General features: G+C 62.0%; 13 protein-coding genes and 1 tRNA gene. 11 read left to right on the forward strand and 3 right to left on the reverse strand.

Going from position 1 to position 16,119, the window contains the following annotated elements:
- Window positions 1-92 precede the first annotated feature (92 nt).
- The 9 genes from ACX93L_RS15465 (at window position 93) to exoR (ending at window position 10,866) form a co-directional block, all read left to right on the forward strand.
- Window positions 93-166: transfer RNA gene (locus ACX93L_RS15465), tRNA-Cys, on the forward strand.
- 385 nt (window positions 167-551) lie between these two features.
- Entirely contained in the window at window positions 552-815 is a 264-nt protein-coding gene (locus ACX93L_RS15470) for a hypothetical protein (RefSeq protein ID WP_459405648.1), read from the forward strand.
- Between the two features lie 339 nt (window positions 816-1,154).
- Window positions 1,155-1,481: a hypothetical protein gene (locus tag ACX93L_RS15475; RefSeq protein WP_459405649.1), complete on the forward strand. Its 327-nt coding sequence runs from the start codon at window positions 1,155-1,157 to the stop codon at window positions 1,479-1,481.
- 145 nt (window positions 1,482-1,626) lie between these two features.
- Window positions 1,627-2,298, forward strand: coding sequence for a protein-L-isoaspartate O-methyltransferase family protein (locus tag ACX93L_RS15480; RefSeq protein ID WP_459405650.1), 672 nt, complete (start codon window positions 1,627-1,629; stop codon window positions 2,296-2,298).
- Between the two features lie 256 nt (window positions 2,299-2,554).
- A complete protein-coding gene (locus ACX93L_RS15485; protein ID WP_459405651.1) occupies window positions 2,555-3,949 on the forward strand; it encodes a TolC family outer membrane protein in 1,395 nt (464 codons plus the stop codon).
- Window positions 3,950-4,098: 149 nt separating this feature from the next.
- Entirely contained in the window at window positions 4,099-4,959 is an 861-nt protein-coding gene (locus ACX93L_RS15490; RefSeq protein WP_459405652.1) for a PopZ family protein, read from the forward strand.
- A gap of 117 nt (window positions 4,960-5,076) precedes the next feature.
- On the forward strand, window positions 5,077-7,920 hold the full coding sequence (locus tag ACX93L_RS15495) for a valine--tRNA ligase (RefSeq protein ID WP_459405653.1): 2,844 nt from the start codon (window positions 5,077-5,079) through the stop codon (window positions 7,918-7,920).
- A gap of 434 nt (window positions 7,921-8,354) precedes the next feature.
- Window positions 8,355-9,518, forward strand: a complete 1,164-nt coding sequence (locus ACX93L_RS15500) for an OmpP1/FadL family transporter (protein ID WP_459405654.1) — start codon at window positions 8,355-8,357, stop codon at window positions 9,516-9,518.
- Window positions 9,519-10,071: 553 nt separating this feature from the next.
- The gene (exoR, locus tag ACX93L_RS15505) at window positions 10,072-10,866 is read left to right on the forward strand and encodes an exopolysaccharide production regulator ExoR (RefSeq protein ID WP_169588502.1); all 795 of its coding nucleotides are present in this window, start codon (window positions 10,072-10,074) and stop codon (window positions 10,864-10,866) included.
- Window positions 10,867-10,945: 79 nt separating this feature from the next.
- Here exoR and ACX93L_RS15510 read toward each other — a convergent pair whose 3' ends face one another.
- Both ACX93L_RS15510 and xth read right to left on the reverse strand, forming a co-directional pair.
- Window positions 10,946-11,599, reverse strand: a complete 654-nt coding sequence (locus ACX93L_RS15510; RefSeq protein WP_459405655.1) for a hypothetical protein — start codon at window positions 11,597-11,599, stop codon at window positions 10,946-10,948.
- Between the two features lie 177 nt (window positions 11,600-11,776).
- Window positions 11,777-12,562: an exodeoxyribonuclease III gene (gene xth, locus ACX93L_RS15515; RefSeq protein ID WP_459405833.1), complete on the reverse strand. Its 786-nt coding sequence runs from the start codon at window positions 12,560-12,562 to the stop codon at window positions 11,777-11,779.
- A gap of 173 nt (window positions 12,563-12,735) precedes the next feature.
- On the opposite strand from xth, the gene ACX93L_RS15520 reads away from it, so the two are divergent.
- Window positions 12,736-14,238, forward strand: a complete 1,503-nt coding sequence (locus tag ACX93L_RS15520) for a nucleobase:cation symporter-2 family protein (RefSeq protein ID WP_459405656.1) — start codon at window positions 12,736-12,738, stop codon at window positions 14,236-14,238.
- Between the two features lie 66 nt (window positions 14,239-14,304).
- Here the strand turns inward: ACX93L_RS15520 and erpA are convergent, their stop codons facing one another.
- Window positions 14,305-14,637 carry an iron-sulfur cluster insertion protein ErpA gene (gene erpA / locus ACX93L_RS15525; protein WP_459405657.1) on the reverse strand — a complete coding sequence of 111 codons (333 nt, stop codon included), beginning with the start codon at window positions 14,635-14,637 and terminating at the stop codon, window positions 14,305-14,307.
- Between the two features lie 207 nt (window positions 14,638-14,844).
- Here erpA and ACX93L_RS15530 point away from each other — a divergent pair, with 207 nt between their 5' ends.
- Window positions 14,845-16,062 carry a deoxyguanosinetriphosphate triphosphohydrolase gene (locus ACX93L_RS15530; protein ID WP_459405658.1) on the forward strand — a complete coding sequence of 406 codons (1,218 nt, stop codon included), beginning with the start codon at window positions 14,845-14,847 and terminating at the stop codon, window positions 16,060-16,062.
- Window positions 16,063-16,119 lie beyond the last annotated feature (57 nt).

Below are 16,119 nucleotides of genomic sequence, written 5' to 3' on the forward strand. Positions count from 1 at the left end.
CGCACAAAATTTCCCGGGTGACGGAAGAAGCCCCTTGCGCTCACTTCAGATCCGTTCTAAACGCCCCGCACCGCTCGCACTTACATCGGAATGGCCTCGTGGCGGAGTGGTTACGCAGAGGACTGCAAATCCTTGCATCCCGGTTCGATTCCGGGCGAGGCCTCCATTCCCTTCTTTTATAGATTGCAAATTTAGTTGCATGTAGAAACGCTTTTTCGCGGTGGTCATGTGTTTTTTACCAGCATCGTTCTCGGCCTCTGAATATTCAGTCGCTTAAAGTTTCCTATTTCCGAAGCCAGCGGCTGCGTACGGACCGGATCCCGTTTGACCGTGTAGGCTCGGCTTCTTTACGCCGCGCATTGCGCGGTATTTCGCGTGCCCAGCCGCCAGATCTGATTGAAGCTCCAAGTGACCGTCGCGGTGCCTTGGAAATCTGTCTGTGCGTCAAGCGCGCGCGGTCAAAGGATAGAAAAGGTCCCGTTATCGGCTCGATCTCGGTGGGGTGATTGGTCTATGATCCTGGAAAGTCTTGGCACAGGAAACGTCACGCCATGAAATCCGAAACTGAACAAGAGCGACTCGCCGACCTTGCGAAGATCGAAGTGTCAGAACTCCCGAAATTTGCACCCGGCTCATTCGGTTGTCATGAGGTTCTGCACGTATCTTCTTTGTTGGTGGAGGATGTTGCGCGTCACCTCCTCGCTCATCCATCGATCGTTATAGATCCGGAGTTCTACGAGTTGGCGCGTGAGGCCCATGACAGGCTGTTCGCGCTATATCAGGCGATTGGGAGGAAGCATCTCGGAGCAGACTGACCGCGTGCCGGTCCAAAGAGATCTGCCAAGCTTACAGGGGCAGCGCAAGTCGAGGGGAGCGGAGCCAGCTTGAGAGTTGCAGCCGTTTCGCGAACTGCTTCCATCCCCGAGGATCTGCCACGCCTTCCGATATGCCGCGGCAGATCGTACCAGAGACATACCCATTCCCGGGCGAGGCCTCCATTCCCTTCTTGTTTCAGCTGATCCTCGACGCACCTTCCGGCCAAAACTGGACCGATCGCGCCTTTGCGCCGGGTCGGCACAGATTTGGCCGATCACGCCCATTGCCCGCGCCTGACGCTCGGCTAAAGCGGCTCCTGTATCAACAAGGAGCCCACCATGCGCCACCTCGCCACTTTCGCCCTGATCGCTTCGGCCGCGCTCATGCCCGTTTCTGCCTCTGCCGAAAGCCGGACCTTGACGCTGCAGAACAGCACCTCGCACATGATCGTGAAGTTCTTCGCCACGCCCGAAGGTGGCGGCAAGCGGGTCGAGCTGCTCAACAAGAAGGGGCTGTGGGCCGGCAAGTCGCGCAAGCTGACCATCAATGACAGCTCGGACGCCTGCGTCTTCACGACTCGTGCGGTCTTCGAAGACGACAGCTTCTATGACGTCAGCAACAAGATCGATCTCTGCGAGAGCGACGAATACGAGATCGAGGAATAAGCATGCCGCGCCGGCGGGACGGCAGGTCGTGTGAGACTGCCTTCGCGATAATCTGTTCCCGCCGCATCGACCCGTCTTGAAAGCCGAACGCCCTGCAATTAAGACACTGCAGACACAAACCCGGCCGGAAGTGGGACGAACTGACATGATGGACTTCGCAGCAGCACGCACCAAGATGGTGGACAACCAGATCCGCACGACAGACGTGACGTCGCATTCGGTGTTGAACGCGTTCCTCTCGGTGCCGCGCGAAGCTTTCGTTCCGCAGAACCTGCGCCCGCTCGCCTACATCGACGAGGACATGCAGGTGGCAGCCGCGACCGATGGCAAGCCCGCCCGCTATGTCATGGAACCGTCGCCGCTCGCCAAGCTGCTGCAGCTCGCAGCGGTCGGCAAGGACGACGTCGTGCTCGAGATCGGCTGCGGTGCCGGCTACGCCGCGGCCCTCCTGTCGCAGCTGGCCGGTTCGGTCGTTGCGGTTGAAAGCGACGAGACGCTCGCCAACAAGGCGACCGCCACCCTGACCGAACTTGGCTGTGACAACGTCGCCGTCGTCGTCGGCGAACTCGAAAAGGGCTATGCCGCCGAGGCGCCCTATGACCTGATCTTCGTCAACGGCGCCGTCGAGGAACTGCCGGCAAGCCTGCTCGGCCAGCTGCGCGAAGGCGGTCGCCTGGTTGCCGTGGTCGGCTACGGCAATGCGGCCCGCACCCGCCTCTATATCCGCGCCGGTGCGTCCTTCTCCTTCACGGAATACTTCAACGCTGCGGTGAAGCCGCTGCCGGGCTTCCGCAAGGCCGCCGAATTCATCTTCTGAGAACGGCAGACGCATTTCGGGCCGGGTACGGTCGGTACCCGGCATGAATTTAATCATTTTCGAATGAAATTGTTGCCGAAGAGCAACGTTCCAACCGATTCTCCTGGTCCGGCGGCGTTCCCGCCGTCGCAAATGTTGCAGGGATGCAGGGATTGGAAGAAAATTTTAACGTGTCGTCTTGCGTTCTTTCCCGCGGGCGATCGTCGGGCGAGGACTGCGGGAGGCAGGCCTGCCGCTACCAGAAGTGGAGTGACCTGTGTCGATCATCCGGAAAACCGCTCTCGCCGCCGCTCTTGCTCCCTTGATGATATTTGTGGCTGGGCATGCCTCTGCGGAAACGCTGACGGGGGCCATGGCCAAGGCCTACGAGAACAATCCGGATCTCAATGCTGTCCGCGCGGCACTGCGCGCCACCGACGAGAACGTCACCATCGCCAAGGCCGGCATGCGGCCACAGGTCGAAGCGACCGCGACGGCGAGCGCGATCAGCGTCACCGACATCACCAGGCCGGCCGGGTCCGATTTCAGCTACAACACGCAGAGCGTCGGTGTCTCGATCACCCAGCAGATCTTTGACGGCTTTCAGACGCTGAATAATGTGCGGGCCGCAGAGGCCGGCGTTTTCGCCAACCGCGAGGGACTGCGAGCCAACGAAATTGCCATTCTGCTCGGGGCCGCCCAGGCCTATGCCGACGTCTCGCGCGACCAGCAGATCGTGGTGATCCGCAAACAGAACCTGGCCTTCCTTCAGGAACAGCTCAACGCCGCCAATGCGCGCCTCCAGGTGGGCGAGGGCACCCGCACCGACGTCAGCCAGGCCGAGGCACAGCTCGCCGGATCGCAGGCTCTGCTTGCCGCGGCGATCGCGCAGCTGAAGCAGAGCGAGGCGACCTATGTCCAGATCGTCGGCGAAGCGCCGAAGGGCATTAAGCAGCCGTCGCCGGCGACCAAGTCGCTGCCGCCCAGCGTCGATGCCGCTGTCCAGATCGCCATCCGCGAACATCCATCGGTGCTCGCCCAGCTGCATGTCGTCGATGCTGCCGGTTACGAGGTCAAGTCGGCGGAAGGCAGGCTGCTGCCGGGAATCGTGATCCAGGGAAATGTCGGCCGTAACTGGACGACCGAGCCCAGCAGCCTGCCGGGTGTGACCAGCCCCGACAATAGCGTGGCCAGCATTACCGCGCAGCTGAAGGTTCCGATCTATCAGGGCGGCGCCGAATACGGCAGCGTGCGCAAGGCCAAGGAGACGCTCGGCGAGCAGCGCATCCTGGTCGACTCGGCCCGCGCCAGCGTCCAGCAGCAGGTGACCTCCGCCTATGCGCAGATGGAAGCCGCGATCGCGGCCATCGCCGCCGCCCGCAAGCAGCTCTCGGCCGCCAACCTCGCCCTGCAGGGTGTCATCGAGGAGCGCAATGTCGGCCAGAAGACCACGCTCGACGTGCTGAACGCCCAGCAGAGCGTTCTGGAGGCCAAGGAAAGCCTCGTCAGCTATCAGCGCAACTCGGTTGTTGCGAGCTATGGGGTGCTTGCTGCATCCGGCCGCCTGACGGTCAAGAGCCAGGGGCTTCAGGTCGCAGAGTATCGGTCCGAAGAGCACTATGAAGCGGTCAAGGACGCCTGGTTTGGGTTGCGCACGGTCGACGGCCGCTGAGCCGGCGGCCGCCCGAACAAAGCTGTGCATCAGTCGGATTTAGTGCGCCCGGCGTGATTTTTTTCAACGAACGAGTATCCTAAGGTGATTCGAAATCGGCCCGGCCTTTTGCCGCCTGCCGCAGATTTCGGGGACCAACGGGGATGAATATGGCCCAGCCTAGCGTAGCGCGTGAACCGTCCATGGAAGAGATCCTGGCATCGATCCGGCGGATCATCGAAAGCAATGATCCGGGCGGCAGCCAGTCGGTCTCCGCCTCGCTTCCGCCGGTTTACGGCGGCGACGAGGAAGAGGCGGAAGGCGACATCCGCCTGACGATCGACGACGAGGACGCCTATGCCGCCGCGGAAATGGTCGCCGCCAACGATGCCGGGCCGTCCTTCGCGGCCGCTCCTGCTCAGACTGCTTCCGCAGAAGCGGAAAAGGTGAAGAGCATTTCGCTTGCCGACCTCGCCGCCCGGGTTCGTTCCGCCTCGGAGCGGGTCGAGCGTGCTTCGGCGGTCGAGCCGCCGGCTGCACCTGTGGCCGCCGCACCTGCTCCGGTCGTCGCTACGCCCGTTACCCCGCGGGCCGAGAGCCCCGTGATGACGACGCGCATGATCGAGCTGCGCGCGGCCACCCCGCGGCCGGCGGAACCACGACTTGAAATTCCGATGCCGAACCAGCCGCTGGCGGTCACCGAACAGGCCGATCTCGAAGCCGCGGCACTGGCGGATGTTGCTGTCGCCGAGCCGGAGGCTCCGGCCGTTACCGCCGTCGAGCCGGTTGTTCAGCCGGTAGGCCAGGACCTAAAGGCGATCGTATCGGCTGCGACCGTCGAGCAGGTGTCGCGCTCCTTCGGCGAGCTCGCCGCAGCCCTTGATGGCCAGCAGCACCGTTCGATCGACGAGATGGCCGAGGAAATGTTGCGCCCGATGCTCCAGGAATGGCTCGACGACAACCTTCCGACGCTCGTCGAGCGGCTCGTGCGCGAAGAGATCGAACGCGTGGCGCGGGGCCCGCGCCGCTGATTTTGTGCCGAGCGCAGGGTCAAGGCCGCTCCGGCACCCGGGGCGGCTTTTTTATTGACTCGTGATCGGCCATCCTATTTACAAACCGCAACAAGAACCTCGAAGTCTGGTCAGAAAATGCTCGAAAAGACCTACGATTCCGCCGCCGTCGAACCGAAGATCGCCAAGGCCTGGGAAGAGGCGGATGCCTTCCGCGCCGGGGCGAATGCCAAGCCTGGCGAGGACACTTTCACGATCGTCATTCCGCCGCCGAACGTGACCGGTTCGCTGCATATGGGCCATGCGCTCAACAATACGCTGCAGGACATCATGATCCGTTTCGAACGGATGCGCGGTAAGGATGTACTGTGGCAACCGGGCATGGACCATGCCGGTATCGCTACCCAGATGGTCGTCGAGCGCAAGCTGGCGGCTGAAAAGCAGCCGGGCCGCCGTGACATGGGCCGCGACGCCTTCATCGACAAGGTCTGGGAGTGGAAGGCGGAATCCGGTGGGTTGATCTTCAACCAGCTGAAGCGCCTCGGTGCATCCTGTGACTGGTCACGCGAACGCTTCACCATGGACGAAGGCTTGTCCGAGGCGGTCCTCGACGTGTTTGTCTCGCTCTACAAGGAAGGCCTGATCTACAAGGACAAGCGCCTCGTCAACTGGGATCCGAAGCTGCTGACGGCGATCTCCGACCTCGAGGTCGAGCAGGTCGAGGTCAACGGCAATCTCTGGCACCTGCGCTATCCGCTGGAAGAGGGTGTCACCTACCAGCATCCGGTTGCCTTCGACGATGAGGGCAAGCCGACCGAATATGAAACGCGCGACTACCTTGTCGTCGCGACGACGCGTCCGGAAACCATGCTCGGCGACACCGGCATTGCCGTCCATCCCGAGGATGAACGCTATAAGGCAATCGTCGGCAAGCAGGTCATCCTGCCGATTGTCGGTCGCAAGATCCCGATCGTCGCCGACGAGTATCCGGATCCGACAGCCGGCACCGGCGCGGTCAAGATGACCCCGGCCCACGACTTCAACGACTTCGAGGTCGGCAAGCGCGCGGGCCTTCGTGCCATCAACGTCCTGACCGTCGAGGGCAATGTTGCGATCATCGGCGACGAGGACTTCCTCGAAGGCCTGACGCCGAACCGTGAGCAGGAAATGGTCTGGGGCGAACTTGAGGGCCTCGATCGCTTTGCAGCGCGCAAGAAGATCGTCGAGATCCTCGAGGCCGAGGGTTTGGTCGACAGGATCGAGCCGCACAAACACATGGTTCCCCACGGTGACCGCGGCGGTGTGCCGATCGAGCCGCGCCTGACCGAGCAGTGGTATGTCGACGCCAAGACGCTGGCCAAGCCGGCGATCGAAAGCGTTCGCGCGGGCCGCACCAAGTTCGTCCCGAAGAACTGGGAAAAGACCTATTTCGAATGGATGGAGAACATCCAGCCGTGGTGCGTCTCGCGCCAGCTGTGGTGGGGCCACCAGATCCCGGCATGGTACGGTCCGGATGGCCAGGTCTTCGTTGAGAAGACCGAAGAAGAGGCGCTCGACGCCGCCGTCCAGCATTATCTGGCCCATGAAGGTCCGTGGAAGGCCTGGGTTCAGGAGAAGCTCGAAAACTTCGCGCCGGGCGAGATCCTGACCCGCGACGAGGACGTTCTCGACACCTGGTTCTCCTCGGCGCTGTGGCCCTTCTCGACGCTCGGCTGGCCGGGCTCCACCCCAGAGCTCGCCAAATACTATCCGACGGACGTGCTCGTCACCGGCTTCGACATCATCTTCTTCTGGGTTGCCCGCATGATGATGATGGGGCTGCACTTCATGAAGGACGATGCCGGAAACCCGGTCGAACCCTTCCACACGGTCTATGTTCATGCGCTGGTTCGTGACAAGAACGGCCAGAAGATGTCGAAGTCGAAGGGCAATGTCATCGACCCGCTCGAACTGATCGACGAATACGGCGCCGACGCGCTGCGTTTCACGCTCGCCATCATGGCGGCGCAGGGACGCGACGTGAAACTCGATCCGGCCCGCATTGCCGGCTATCGCAACTTCGGCACCAAGCTGTGGAACGCGACCCGTTTTGCCGAGATGAACGGTGCGAAGAGCGATCCGCGTTTCCTGCCGGAGACCACGACGCTTGCGATCAACCGCTGGATCCTGACCGAGCTTGCCCGCACGGAGACAGAGGTGACCGAGGCGATCGCCGGGTTCCGCTTCAACGACGCCGCCGGCAGCCTATACCGCTTCGTCTGGAACAGCTTCTGCGACTGGTATCTCGAACTGCTGAAGCCCGTCTTCTCCGGCGACGACGAGAAGGCCAAAGCCGAGGCGCAGGCCTGCGCGGCCTATGTCCTCGACGAAACCTACAAGCTCCTGCATCCGTTCATGCCTTTCATGACCGAGGAGCTCTGGGCCCACACGGCCGGTGAGGGCAGGACCCGTGATACGCTGCTCTGCCATGCCGCCTGGCCGGCGCCCGAGTTCGCCGACGAGATGGCGGCCGCCGACATCAACTGGCTGGTCGATCTCGTTTCGGGCATCCGTTCGGTTCGTGCCGAGATGAACGTGCCGCCGGGTGCCGTGGCGCCACTCGTCATGGTCGCGGCAAACGGCGTGACCCGCGACCGGCTCGCCCGTCACGAGGCCTCGATCAAGCGTCTGGCGCGCGTCGAGAGCATTTCACTGGCCGACGAGGCTCCGAAGGGCGCTGCCCAGATCGTGGTCGGTGAGGCAACCGCCTGCCTGCCGCTCGGCACGCTGATCGATCTCTCTGCCGAAAAGGCCCGCCTCGAAAAGGCGATCGCCAAGGTGGAGCAGGAGATGGTGCGCATCGCCGGCAAGCTTGCCAACGAGAAGTTCGTCGCCAACGCCAATCCGGAAGTGGTTGCCGCCGAGCGCGAGCGTTACAACGAACTGGAAGCCCAGAAGGCCAGTCTGGACACCGCCTTGAAGCGGGTCGTCGAGGCCGGCTGAGGCCGACGCTCGGGCGGCGGGCTTGGATCCGCCGCCTGCAAGCCCTGCTCGTGGGCAAGTTGTGAAGAATCGGCGTCGAAACGTCGAAACCATTCCCGAATCTCCACTCGAATCAACCGTTTGCCCGGAATTGTGCGAGCGCGGCTGTCTTCATCCGCTCGGTTTTGTGAATTGTGATCTTTCGCACACAAATTGAGATTTGTGGCAGTCGGGCAACGGTTTGGCGATGCGTTGGAAATAAAATCCAAGAACGAATTCTTAACCGTGTCGGAGTAGAAATAATTTCTATGGTCGATGCAATCTTACGTGCACGTAAGAATGTTTACGTAAATTTCGATGTAAAATCCCCGTGATCAGGGGTGCCTGCGGTAGATTGTCATTCGCTGAGACGTGGATACACTGACAGCCAGTTGATGCCAGTAGTGGGGAGAGAGATGGCAACCAATCTCAAGAAGACGGCGGTTTTGTGTTTGCTCGGCGTAAGCGCGCTGGCAACGGGCGCCCAGGCAGGCGGCTGGAACCGCGGCGAGGCCGATACGGATATCCTCTATGAGGACGGTCAGTATGTCATGCGCGGAGGTGCGACCCTCGTGGTTCCGCATCGTCAGTTCGATACGATCAAGGGTGTCGACGCGACCGACGATGCGTTCTCGCAGAAGTACTGGATCCCGAGCATGGCGTTCAAGTTCCAGGCGACTGAGAACTTCGGCTGCGCGCTGACCTATACGCAGCCCTTCGGTGCTGACGCGGATTACGGCACGCAGGCCCAGGCGGCCGGTGCATCGATCCACAAGGACTTCATCACCAACGAATACGGCGCGACCTGCGACGTCAGCATGCAGGCTGGCAAGGGGCGTCTTCATTTCCTGGGTGGCGTGTTCATGCAGGACTTCGAGTACACGGCTGAAAGCGACATCACCGCGCTGATGCCGGGCGTGCAGAAGGGTATTCTCAACCTTAAGGACGAGTCGGCATTCGGCTACCGCTTCGGCGTCGGCTACGACATTCCGGAATACGCCCTCCGCGCGCAGTTGATGTATCGTTCCAAGGTTGAGCACAATGCCGACGAAGGCTCGTTCGACTGGACGTCGATGGGCATGGGTACGACCGACGCCAGTGGCACCGGTACGCTTCCGCAGTCTGTGAAGCTTTCCGTGCAGAGCGGCGTCGCGCCGGGCTGGATGGTCTACGGTTCGGTCAAGTGGACCGACTGGAGCGTCATGCAGTCGCTGAACTACCAGTTCGGCCGCCCGGCCGGTCTCGGTGGTGGCACCGTCAACCGTCAGGACGTCTATAACTGGCAGGACGGCTGGACGATCCAGACCGGTGTGGCTCACGCCTTCTCGGAAAAGTTCGCCGGCACGGTCAATGTGACCTGGGACAAGGGCGTCGACACCGGCGCCGACATCTACACCGACACTTGGACTTTCGGTGCAGGCGTGTCCGTCAAGCACGGCCCGGGCGAACTGCGTTTCGGTGGTGCCGTCAGCTACCTGACCGAAGGCAGCCAGTCGACCTCGACTGCTGCAACCTACAACGCGACCGCGGATGGCGACTGGGCCTATGCGATCTCCGGTTCCTACCGGATCACCTTCTGAGATCGTTAAAGATCGACGATCGGACCTTTGGAGAAAGCCCGGCTTGCCCGGGCTTTTTTCGTAAACGGGGGCATGGGGCCGTGTGCCGGAATGTGACGGATTTACAACAGGGCCTGAATCCTCGTCGCGGCGCCCCGCATCGGCCAATTTTGTCCATTTCCCGCCACAAACGAAGCGCAGCGATCTAGGAACAAAGCGCGGGTGTGCAGTTTTGAGTAAGCGTGGCGTGAGTGGGCATGGGGCAAGGCAGTCGAAATAACTCCCGAAATTCAAGTGTCGAAGGCGTGCCGCCGGGTTTGGGTGCGGTCTCAGGCCTTTCTGGCGCGGTCTGTCGAGATACAGTCGCAGTCTTGCCCGAAACGAGAAATAAGCTCCATTTCGTCGCTTACGGAAAGCTGATCGTCGGAAATACGACGGATACGGACGCGTGGCGGGATGATGAACCGGATGTTCATCGTTCGATGCCAGAGTTACTTACAGACAAGGCTGCGCCTTCGATGACGAACGAATGGGCCTGCTGATGTCTGCAGTGTTGTGGAAGAAATTCGGGATTATGCAGACAACAGACTGGAAGTCTCCGGCTACCTTGCTTCTCTCCGCCTTCCTGTTCCTGATGGCGGGGACGGCCGGACACGCATTCGACATCAATGCCGGCGTCAGCAAGGAGTCCGGACCCTTCGACCTCTTCAAGTTCGGCTTCAAGGCCTACAAGAACGGCCAGAAGCAGGAGGCTGTCGAAGCCTACCGCTATGCGGCCGAAAAGGGCCACACCGGGTCGCGCTGGGCGCTCGCCAACATGTATGCGGACGGCGACGGCGTGGTCGAGGACGACTTTGCCGCGTTCAAGATCTATGCCGAGATCGCCAGCCAGGGCGTCGAACCGGGCTCCGAGGACACCGGCTTCTTCGTCAACGCGCTGCTGTCGCTTGCCCGCTATTATCGCCAGGGCATCCCGGGCAGCCCCGTCCAGATCGATCTCACCCAGGCGCGCCAGCTCTATTTCCAGGCCGCGTCCACCTTCGGCGTGCCGGAAGCACAGTTCCAGCTGGCCCGGATGATCCTCGCCGGCGAGGGCGGCAAGACCAATGTCCAGCAGGCCAAGAAGTGGCTCAACCTTGCCCGCAAGAGCGGCCATCCGGGTGCCATGTCGATCTTCGGCAACGTGCTGTTCCAGGAAGGCCAGACGGTTCGAGGTCTGGCATTCCTGACGGCGGCACTCGACAAGTGTCCGCCCAAGGACTGCGGCTGGATGCAGGACCTGCAGGAGCAGGCCTTCTCCATCGCCAACGAGGAAGACCGCCGTGTCGCGGTCGCTCTCGCGCCGCAGGTCTACAGCCAGACCGAATGACGATGGGAGTGGGGTTTACCCAGCCCGTCGATCTTTAGAGAAGGCGCCCGGCGGGCGCCTTTCGCATTCTGATATCCTGTCAGGCGGCGTCCGTGGCGGTCGGCCAGGTGACATAGACATAGGTCCCGTCGACGGTCAGGAAACTGGCGCTTTCCCCAGTCGTCTTGTCTATATGGGCGCCCGTCGCTGTCAGCTCGTAGCCGCCGGTCTTGTCCCGGCTGAGTTGGCTCTTGAGGAAACTCGACCAGTCGGTGCGGGCGATCTCATCCGCCGTCCGGTCGCCCTCTTCGCCTTCCGCGTCCCAGGCCTTGATCTGCCGGCCGTTGACGGCATCCGTGACCGTCAGTGTCCCGTCTTCGAGTGCGGCGAGCATTTCCTTGGCTTTCAAAGCTGCATCGCCCGAGGTCGTCATTTCCTCAAGCCTCGCCTTCAGCCCGTCCATGAAGGAGGCCGTCTGGATGTCGTCCGAGACCGCGGCTTTCACTTCCGTGCTGTCCTCCGTGCCGCCGGCGGCGTCAATGGCGCGCAGGAGGCTGGTGTCATAGGTTTCGACTTCGCTGTCGTCGTCCTGACCGTAGCCGGCCATGAGGCTGCTGAGGGCGGAACTGTAATAGTTGTCATTTCCACCGCTGCCGCTGCTGCTGCTGCTTGCGGTGGACTGCTTTTCTTCCTTCAAGACCCTGAGGAGGATCTGGGTGGTCGCAAGCTGGGCAGAATTGATAGATGAAACCATTGAAATATCCCGCTTTCTGTCGCCGGCAGCGGAATATCGGCAGGACGCAATTGTCCGCCGAGCTCTTTCGAGTTCGTTCCCGCACGGGCTCATAATGGGGTTTAGCGTCGAGGACTTGCCCAGGCCTTGCCTCGGTGCGAGCCTTCACGCCTCAAGCTGTTGGGAATTCCGGGCCGCTCAGAAGTCGAAGACAGCAGCCACAGGAACGTGGTCCGAGGGCTTTTCCCAGCTGCGGACATGCTTTTCGATCGATGCCGAAAGCAACCGGTCGCTGGCTTCGGGCGAAAGCATCAGATGATCGATCCGGATGCCGTTGTTCTTCTGCCAGGCACCCGCCTGGTAATCCCAGAAGGAGTAGAGTAGGGGATCGTCGCTCGTCGCACGGACGGCGTCTACGAGCCCCAGATTTTCCAGCCGGCGGAAGGATTGCCGGGTCTTCGGCAGGAACAGGGCGTCACCCTCCCAGAGCTTGGGGTCGCGGCAGTCGTGCGGCTCGGGGATGACATTGTAGTCGCCGGCGAGGATGAACGGTTCCTCGAGCGCGAGCCGGCTCTCGGCGAATGCCTTCAGGCGCTCCATCCAGTTGAGCTTGTAGGGATATTTCACCGGATCGTCGGCTGGATTGCCGTTGGGCAGGTAGAGCGAGCAGATCCGCACGACACCGCCGTCGATCGAGAACACGGCTTCGATGAAGCGCGCCTGTTCGTCCTGATCGTCGCCGGGCAGGCCGCGGCTGACTTCGTCCGGCTTCATCTTGGAGAGGATCGCCACGCCGTTGAAACCCTTCTGGCCGTGGGTCTCGACATGGTAGCCGAGTGCCTCGATCTCGAGGCGGGGAAAGCCTTCATCGACCGACTTGATTTCCTGCAGGCACACCACGTCCGGGGCCGAACTCTCCAGCCATTCGCAGAGATTGGCGATTCGCGCCTTGACGCCGTTGATGTTCCAGGTGGCGATCTTCATGGACATGGTTCCCTTTTCCGATCCCCTACATAGCCGATGACGCGTCATTTGCCACCGTCTTTGCGGTGTTTCCGTCCATCACGCTTTGACAATTCACGGTTCTCGATCATGCTCGCATTGCCGGCCTGTTGGGAGGGAAGGCCTGCTCCACCAAGAACAAGGGGACCAGCTCAATGTCGGAAATTCCAAGCCAGACCCATCCGGTCGACGAAGTGCTGCCGCTGTCGCGGCTCGCCGCCCTCGGCCTCCAGCATGTTCTCGTCATGTATGCAGGGGCCATCGCCGTGCCGCTCATCGTCGGCCGCGCGCTCAAGCTGCCGCCGGAAGACGTTGCCTTCCTTATCTCCGCCGACCTCTTTGCCTGCGGGATCGTCACGTTGATCCAGTCGTTGGGCGTCACGCAGTGGTTCGGCATCCGGCTGCCCGTCATGATGGGCGTCACCTTCGCTTCCGTTGGGCCGATGGTCTCCATGGCCAACGTCACCGGCGGACCGGACGGGGCACGCCTGATCTTCGGCTCGATCATCGGCGCCGGCCTTGTCGGCATCCTGATCGCGCCGCTGGTCAGCCGCCTGCTGCGCTTCTTTCCGCCGGTCGTCACCGGCACGATCATCCTGGTGATCGGCGTGTCGCTGATGCGCATCGGCATCAACTGGATCTTCGGCAATCCTGTCGGACCGACCGCCCCGAGCATTCTCGACCCGGCCCATGCCAAATGGCTGGAGGACGTGAAGGCCCTTGCCGCGACCGGTGCAGGAACGATTCCCGAAATCCCGGCCAAGCTCGCGCTCGCGCCGAGCGTCCCGAATGGAGCCTACGCGCCGTTGTCCGGCATCGCCGTCTCGGCGATCGTCCTCGTGTCGATCCTGCTCATTGCGCGGTTCGCCAAGGGCTTCGTCGCCAACATCTCGGTTCTCCTCGGCATCGTGATCGGCGGCATTGTCGCGGCCGCCGCCGGCATGATGCATTTCGACAAGGTCGCGAGTGCGGCCTGGTTCGCCCCGGTCATGCCCTTCCATTTCGGGACGCCGATCTTCGATCCGGTGCTCATCGTCACGATGACGATCGTCATGATCGTCGTGATGATCGAATCGACCGGCATGTTCCTGGCGCTCGGCGACATGACTGGAAAACCGGTGACCCGACCGATGCTTGCAGCCGGTCTACGCACCGACGGCCTCGGCACGCTGATCGGTGGCATCTTCAACACCTTCCCCTATACGAGCTTCTCGCAAAATGTCGGCCTTGTCGGCGTGACGGGCGTGCGCTCCCGCTTCGTCTGCGTGACTGGGGGTGTCATCCTCATCGTGCTCGGTCTGCTGCCGAAGATGGCGGCCCTCGTCGAGTCCCTGCCAACGGTGGTGCTCGGTGGAGCCGGCCTGGTCATGTTCGGCATGGTTGCTGCGACCGGTATCCGCATCCTCTCCTCCGTCGACTTCAAGTCGAGCCGCAACAACCTCTTCGTCGTCGCCGTCTCGATCGGCTTCGGGATGATCCCGCTGGTTGCCCCGAACTTCAAGCAGTGGATGCCCCACGCCATTCATCCGCTGATCGACTCCGGCATCCTGCTCGCCTCGATTGCCGCGGTGCTGCTCAACATCTTCTTCAACGGGGCCCAGAAGGCCTCGGATGCCGACGTGCGTGAAGCGGCACTCGCTGCCGATGGCGGCCACTGAAAACGAAAACGGCCGGCCCGGGCGCTTTGCCTGGACCGGCCGGTCTATGAGGAGAGCCTGGGGCTGTCAGACTGAAAAACTGGTTCCGCAGCCACAGCTTGCAACCGCATTCGGATTGTTGATCTGGAAGGACTGGCCGAGCAGATTGTCAACGAAATCGATTTCCGAACCTGCCATGTAGATCAGCGACATCGGGTCGATCAGCAGCGTCGCGCCGTCGCGGGTGATCACGACATCGTCATCCTGCGGCCCCTGGTCGAGGTCGAACTTGTAGGAAAAGCCGGAGCATCCGCCGCCCTCGACGGAGATGCGCAGGGCGCTTTTGTCCGCCTCGCTGGCGACGATTGCGGCGATTCGTTTTGCCGCCGCCTCGGAAAGAGTGACGCTTTCGGTGGTCATGTCTGCCTCCTGACGGGTTCAAGGCCCGTGGAAAACCGGGTGTAACATCTGCAATTTCAACGCCTTGACACATGCCTGTGGCAAGACTTCCGTCAATGTGACGGCCGCGCGCTCCGAACGTGTTATAAGGAAGCGACCTTGCGGCGTCGTTGGCTATAGGTATGAAGGCCGACGATGGGCGTCAATGGGGAGCCTGAAGGACGCGAAATGACGATCGACAAGAGTGCATTGGGTTTCGGAACCGGGGAACGGGCGATTTATGCCACGGACCCCTGGACCACGCGGGGGCGGCTTTTCCCCGAAGGAGGCAGCCCGACGCGTTCCGACTTTCAGCGAGACCGAGACCGCATCGTCCACACCACGGCCTTTCGCCGGCTGAAGCACAAGACCCAGGTCTTCATCGGCCCCGACGGCGACCACTACCGCACCCGCCTGACGCACACCATCGAAGTGGCCCAGATCGCCCGTGCCTTGGCCCGTGCCCTGAAGCTCGACGAGGATCTCGCCGAGGGCGTGGCGCTGGTGCATGATTTCGGCCACACCCCTTTCGGCCACACGGGCGAGGATGCCCTGCACGAAGTGCTGGAGCCCTATGGCGGTTTCGACCACAATGCCCAGTCTCTGCGCATCGTGACCAAGCTTGAGCGCCGCTACGCCGAATTCGACGGCTTGAACCTCACCTGGGAGACGCTCGAAGGCCTCGTCAAGCACAACGGTCCCTTGCTGACGAAGGCGGGCGAGGGCACCCGCGGCCCGGTTCCGCAGCCGATCCTGGATTATTGCGAGCTTCACGACCTCGAGCTTGCGAGCTATGCCGGGCTCGAGGCGCAGGTCGCGGCCATCGCGGACGACATCGCCTACAACACCCATGACATCGACGATGGCCTGCGCTCGGGTTATCTGAGCTTCGAGATGCTGGAAGACGTGCCGTTCCTCGCCGGCCTGATGCGCGAAGTGCACGATCGTTACCCACACCTCGATCCGGACCGGTTCACCCATGAGATCATGCGGCGGCAGATCACCCGGATGGTCGAGGACGTCATCGGCGTTGCGCAAGCAAGGCTTGCCGAACTCAAGCCGCAGAGTGCGGCAGATGTTCGCGGTGCCGACCGTACCATCGCTACCTTCTCGGACGGAATGGCCGAGACCGACCGGCAGATCAAGAAACTGCTGTTCAGCCGCATCTATCGCCATCCCGACATCATGCGTATCCGGGCTGGTGCCGCACAGATCGTCACCGACCTTTTCCACGCATACATGGCCGATCCCGGCCTGATGAAGAGCCACTACTGGGTCAACCACATCGCCGGCCTGAATTCTTCCGCCAAGGCGCGCCATGTCGGCGACTATCTGGCGGGCATGACCGACACCTATGCGGTGCGTACCCACAGGGAGCTGTTTGACCGGACTCCCGAATTGCGATAGGCAGCGCAGCAATTCCACTCCATTTGCTGGCTATGACAGCCGCTTGCGCGGGTAAAA

This window comes from Rhizobium sp. CAU 1783, from assembly GCF_054551725.1.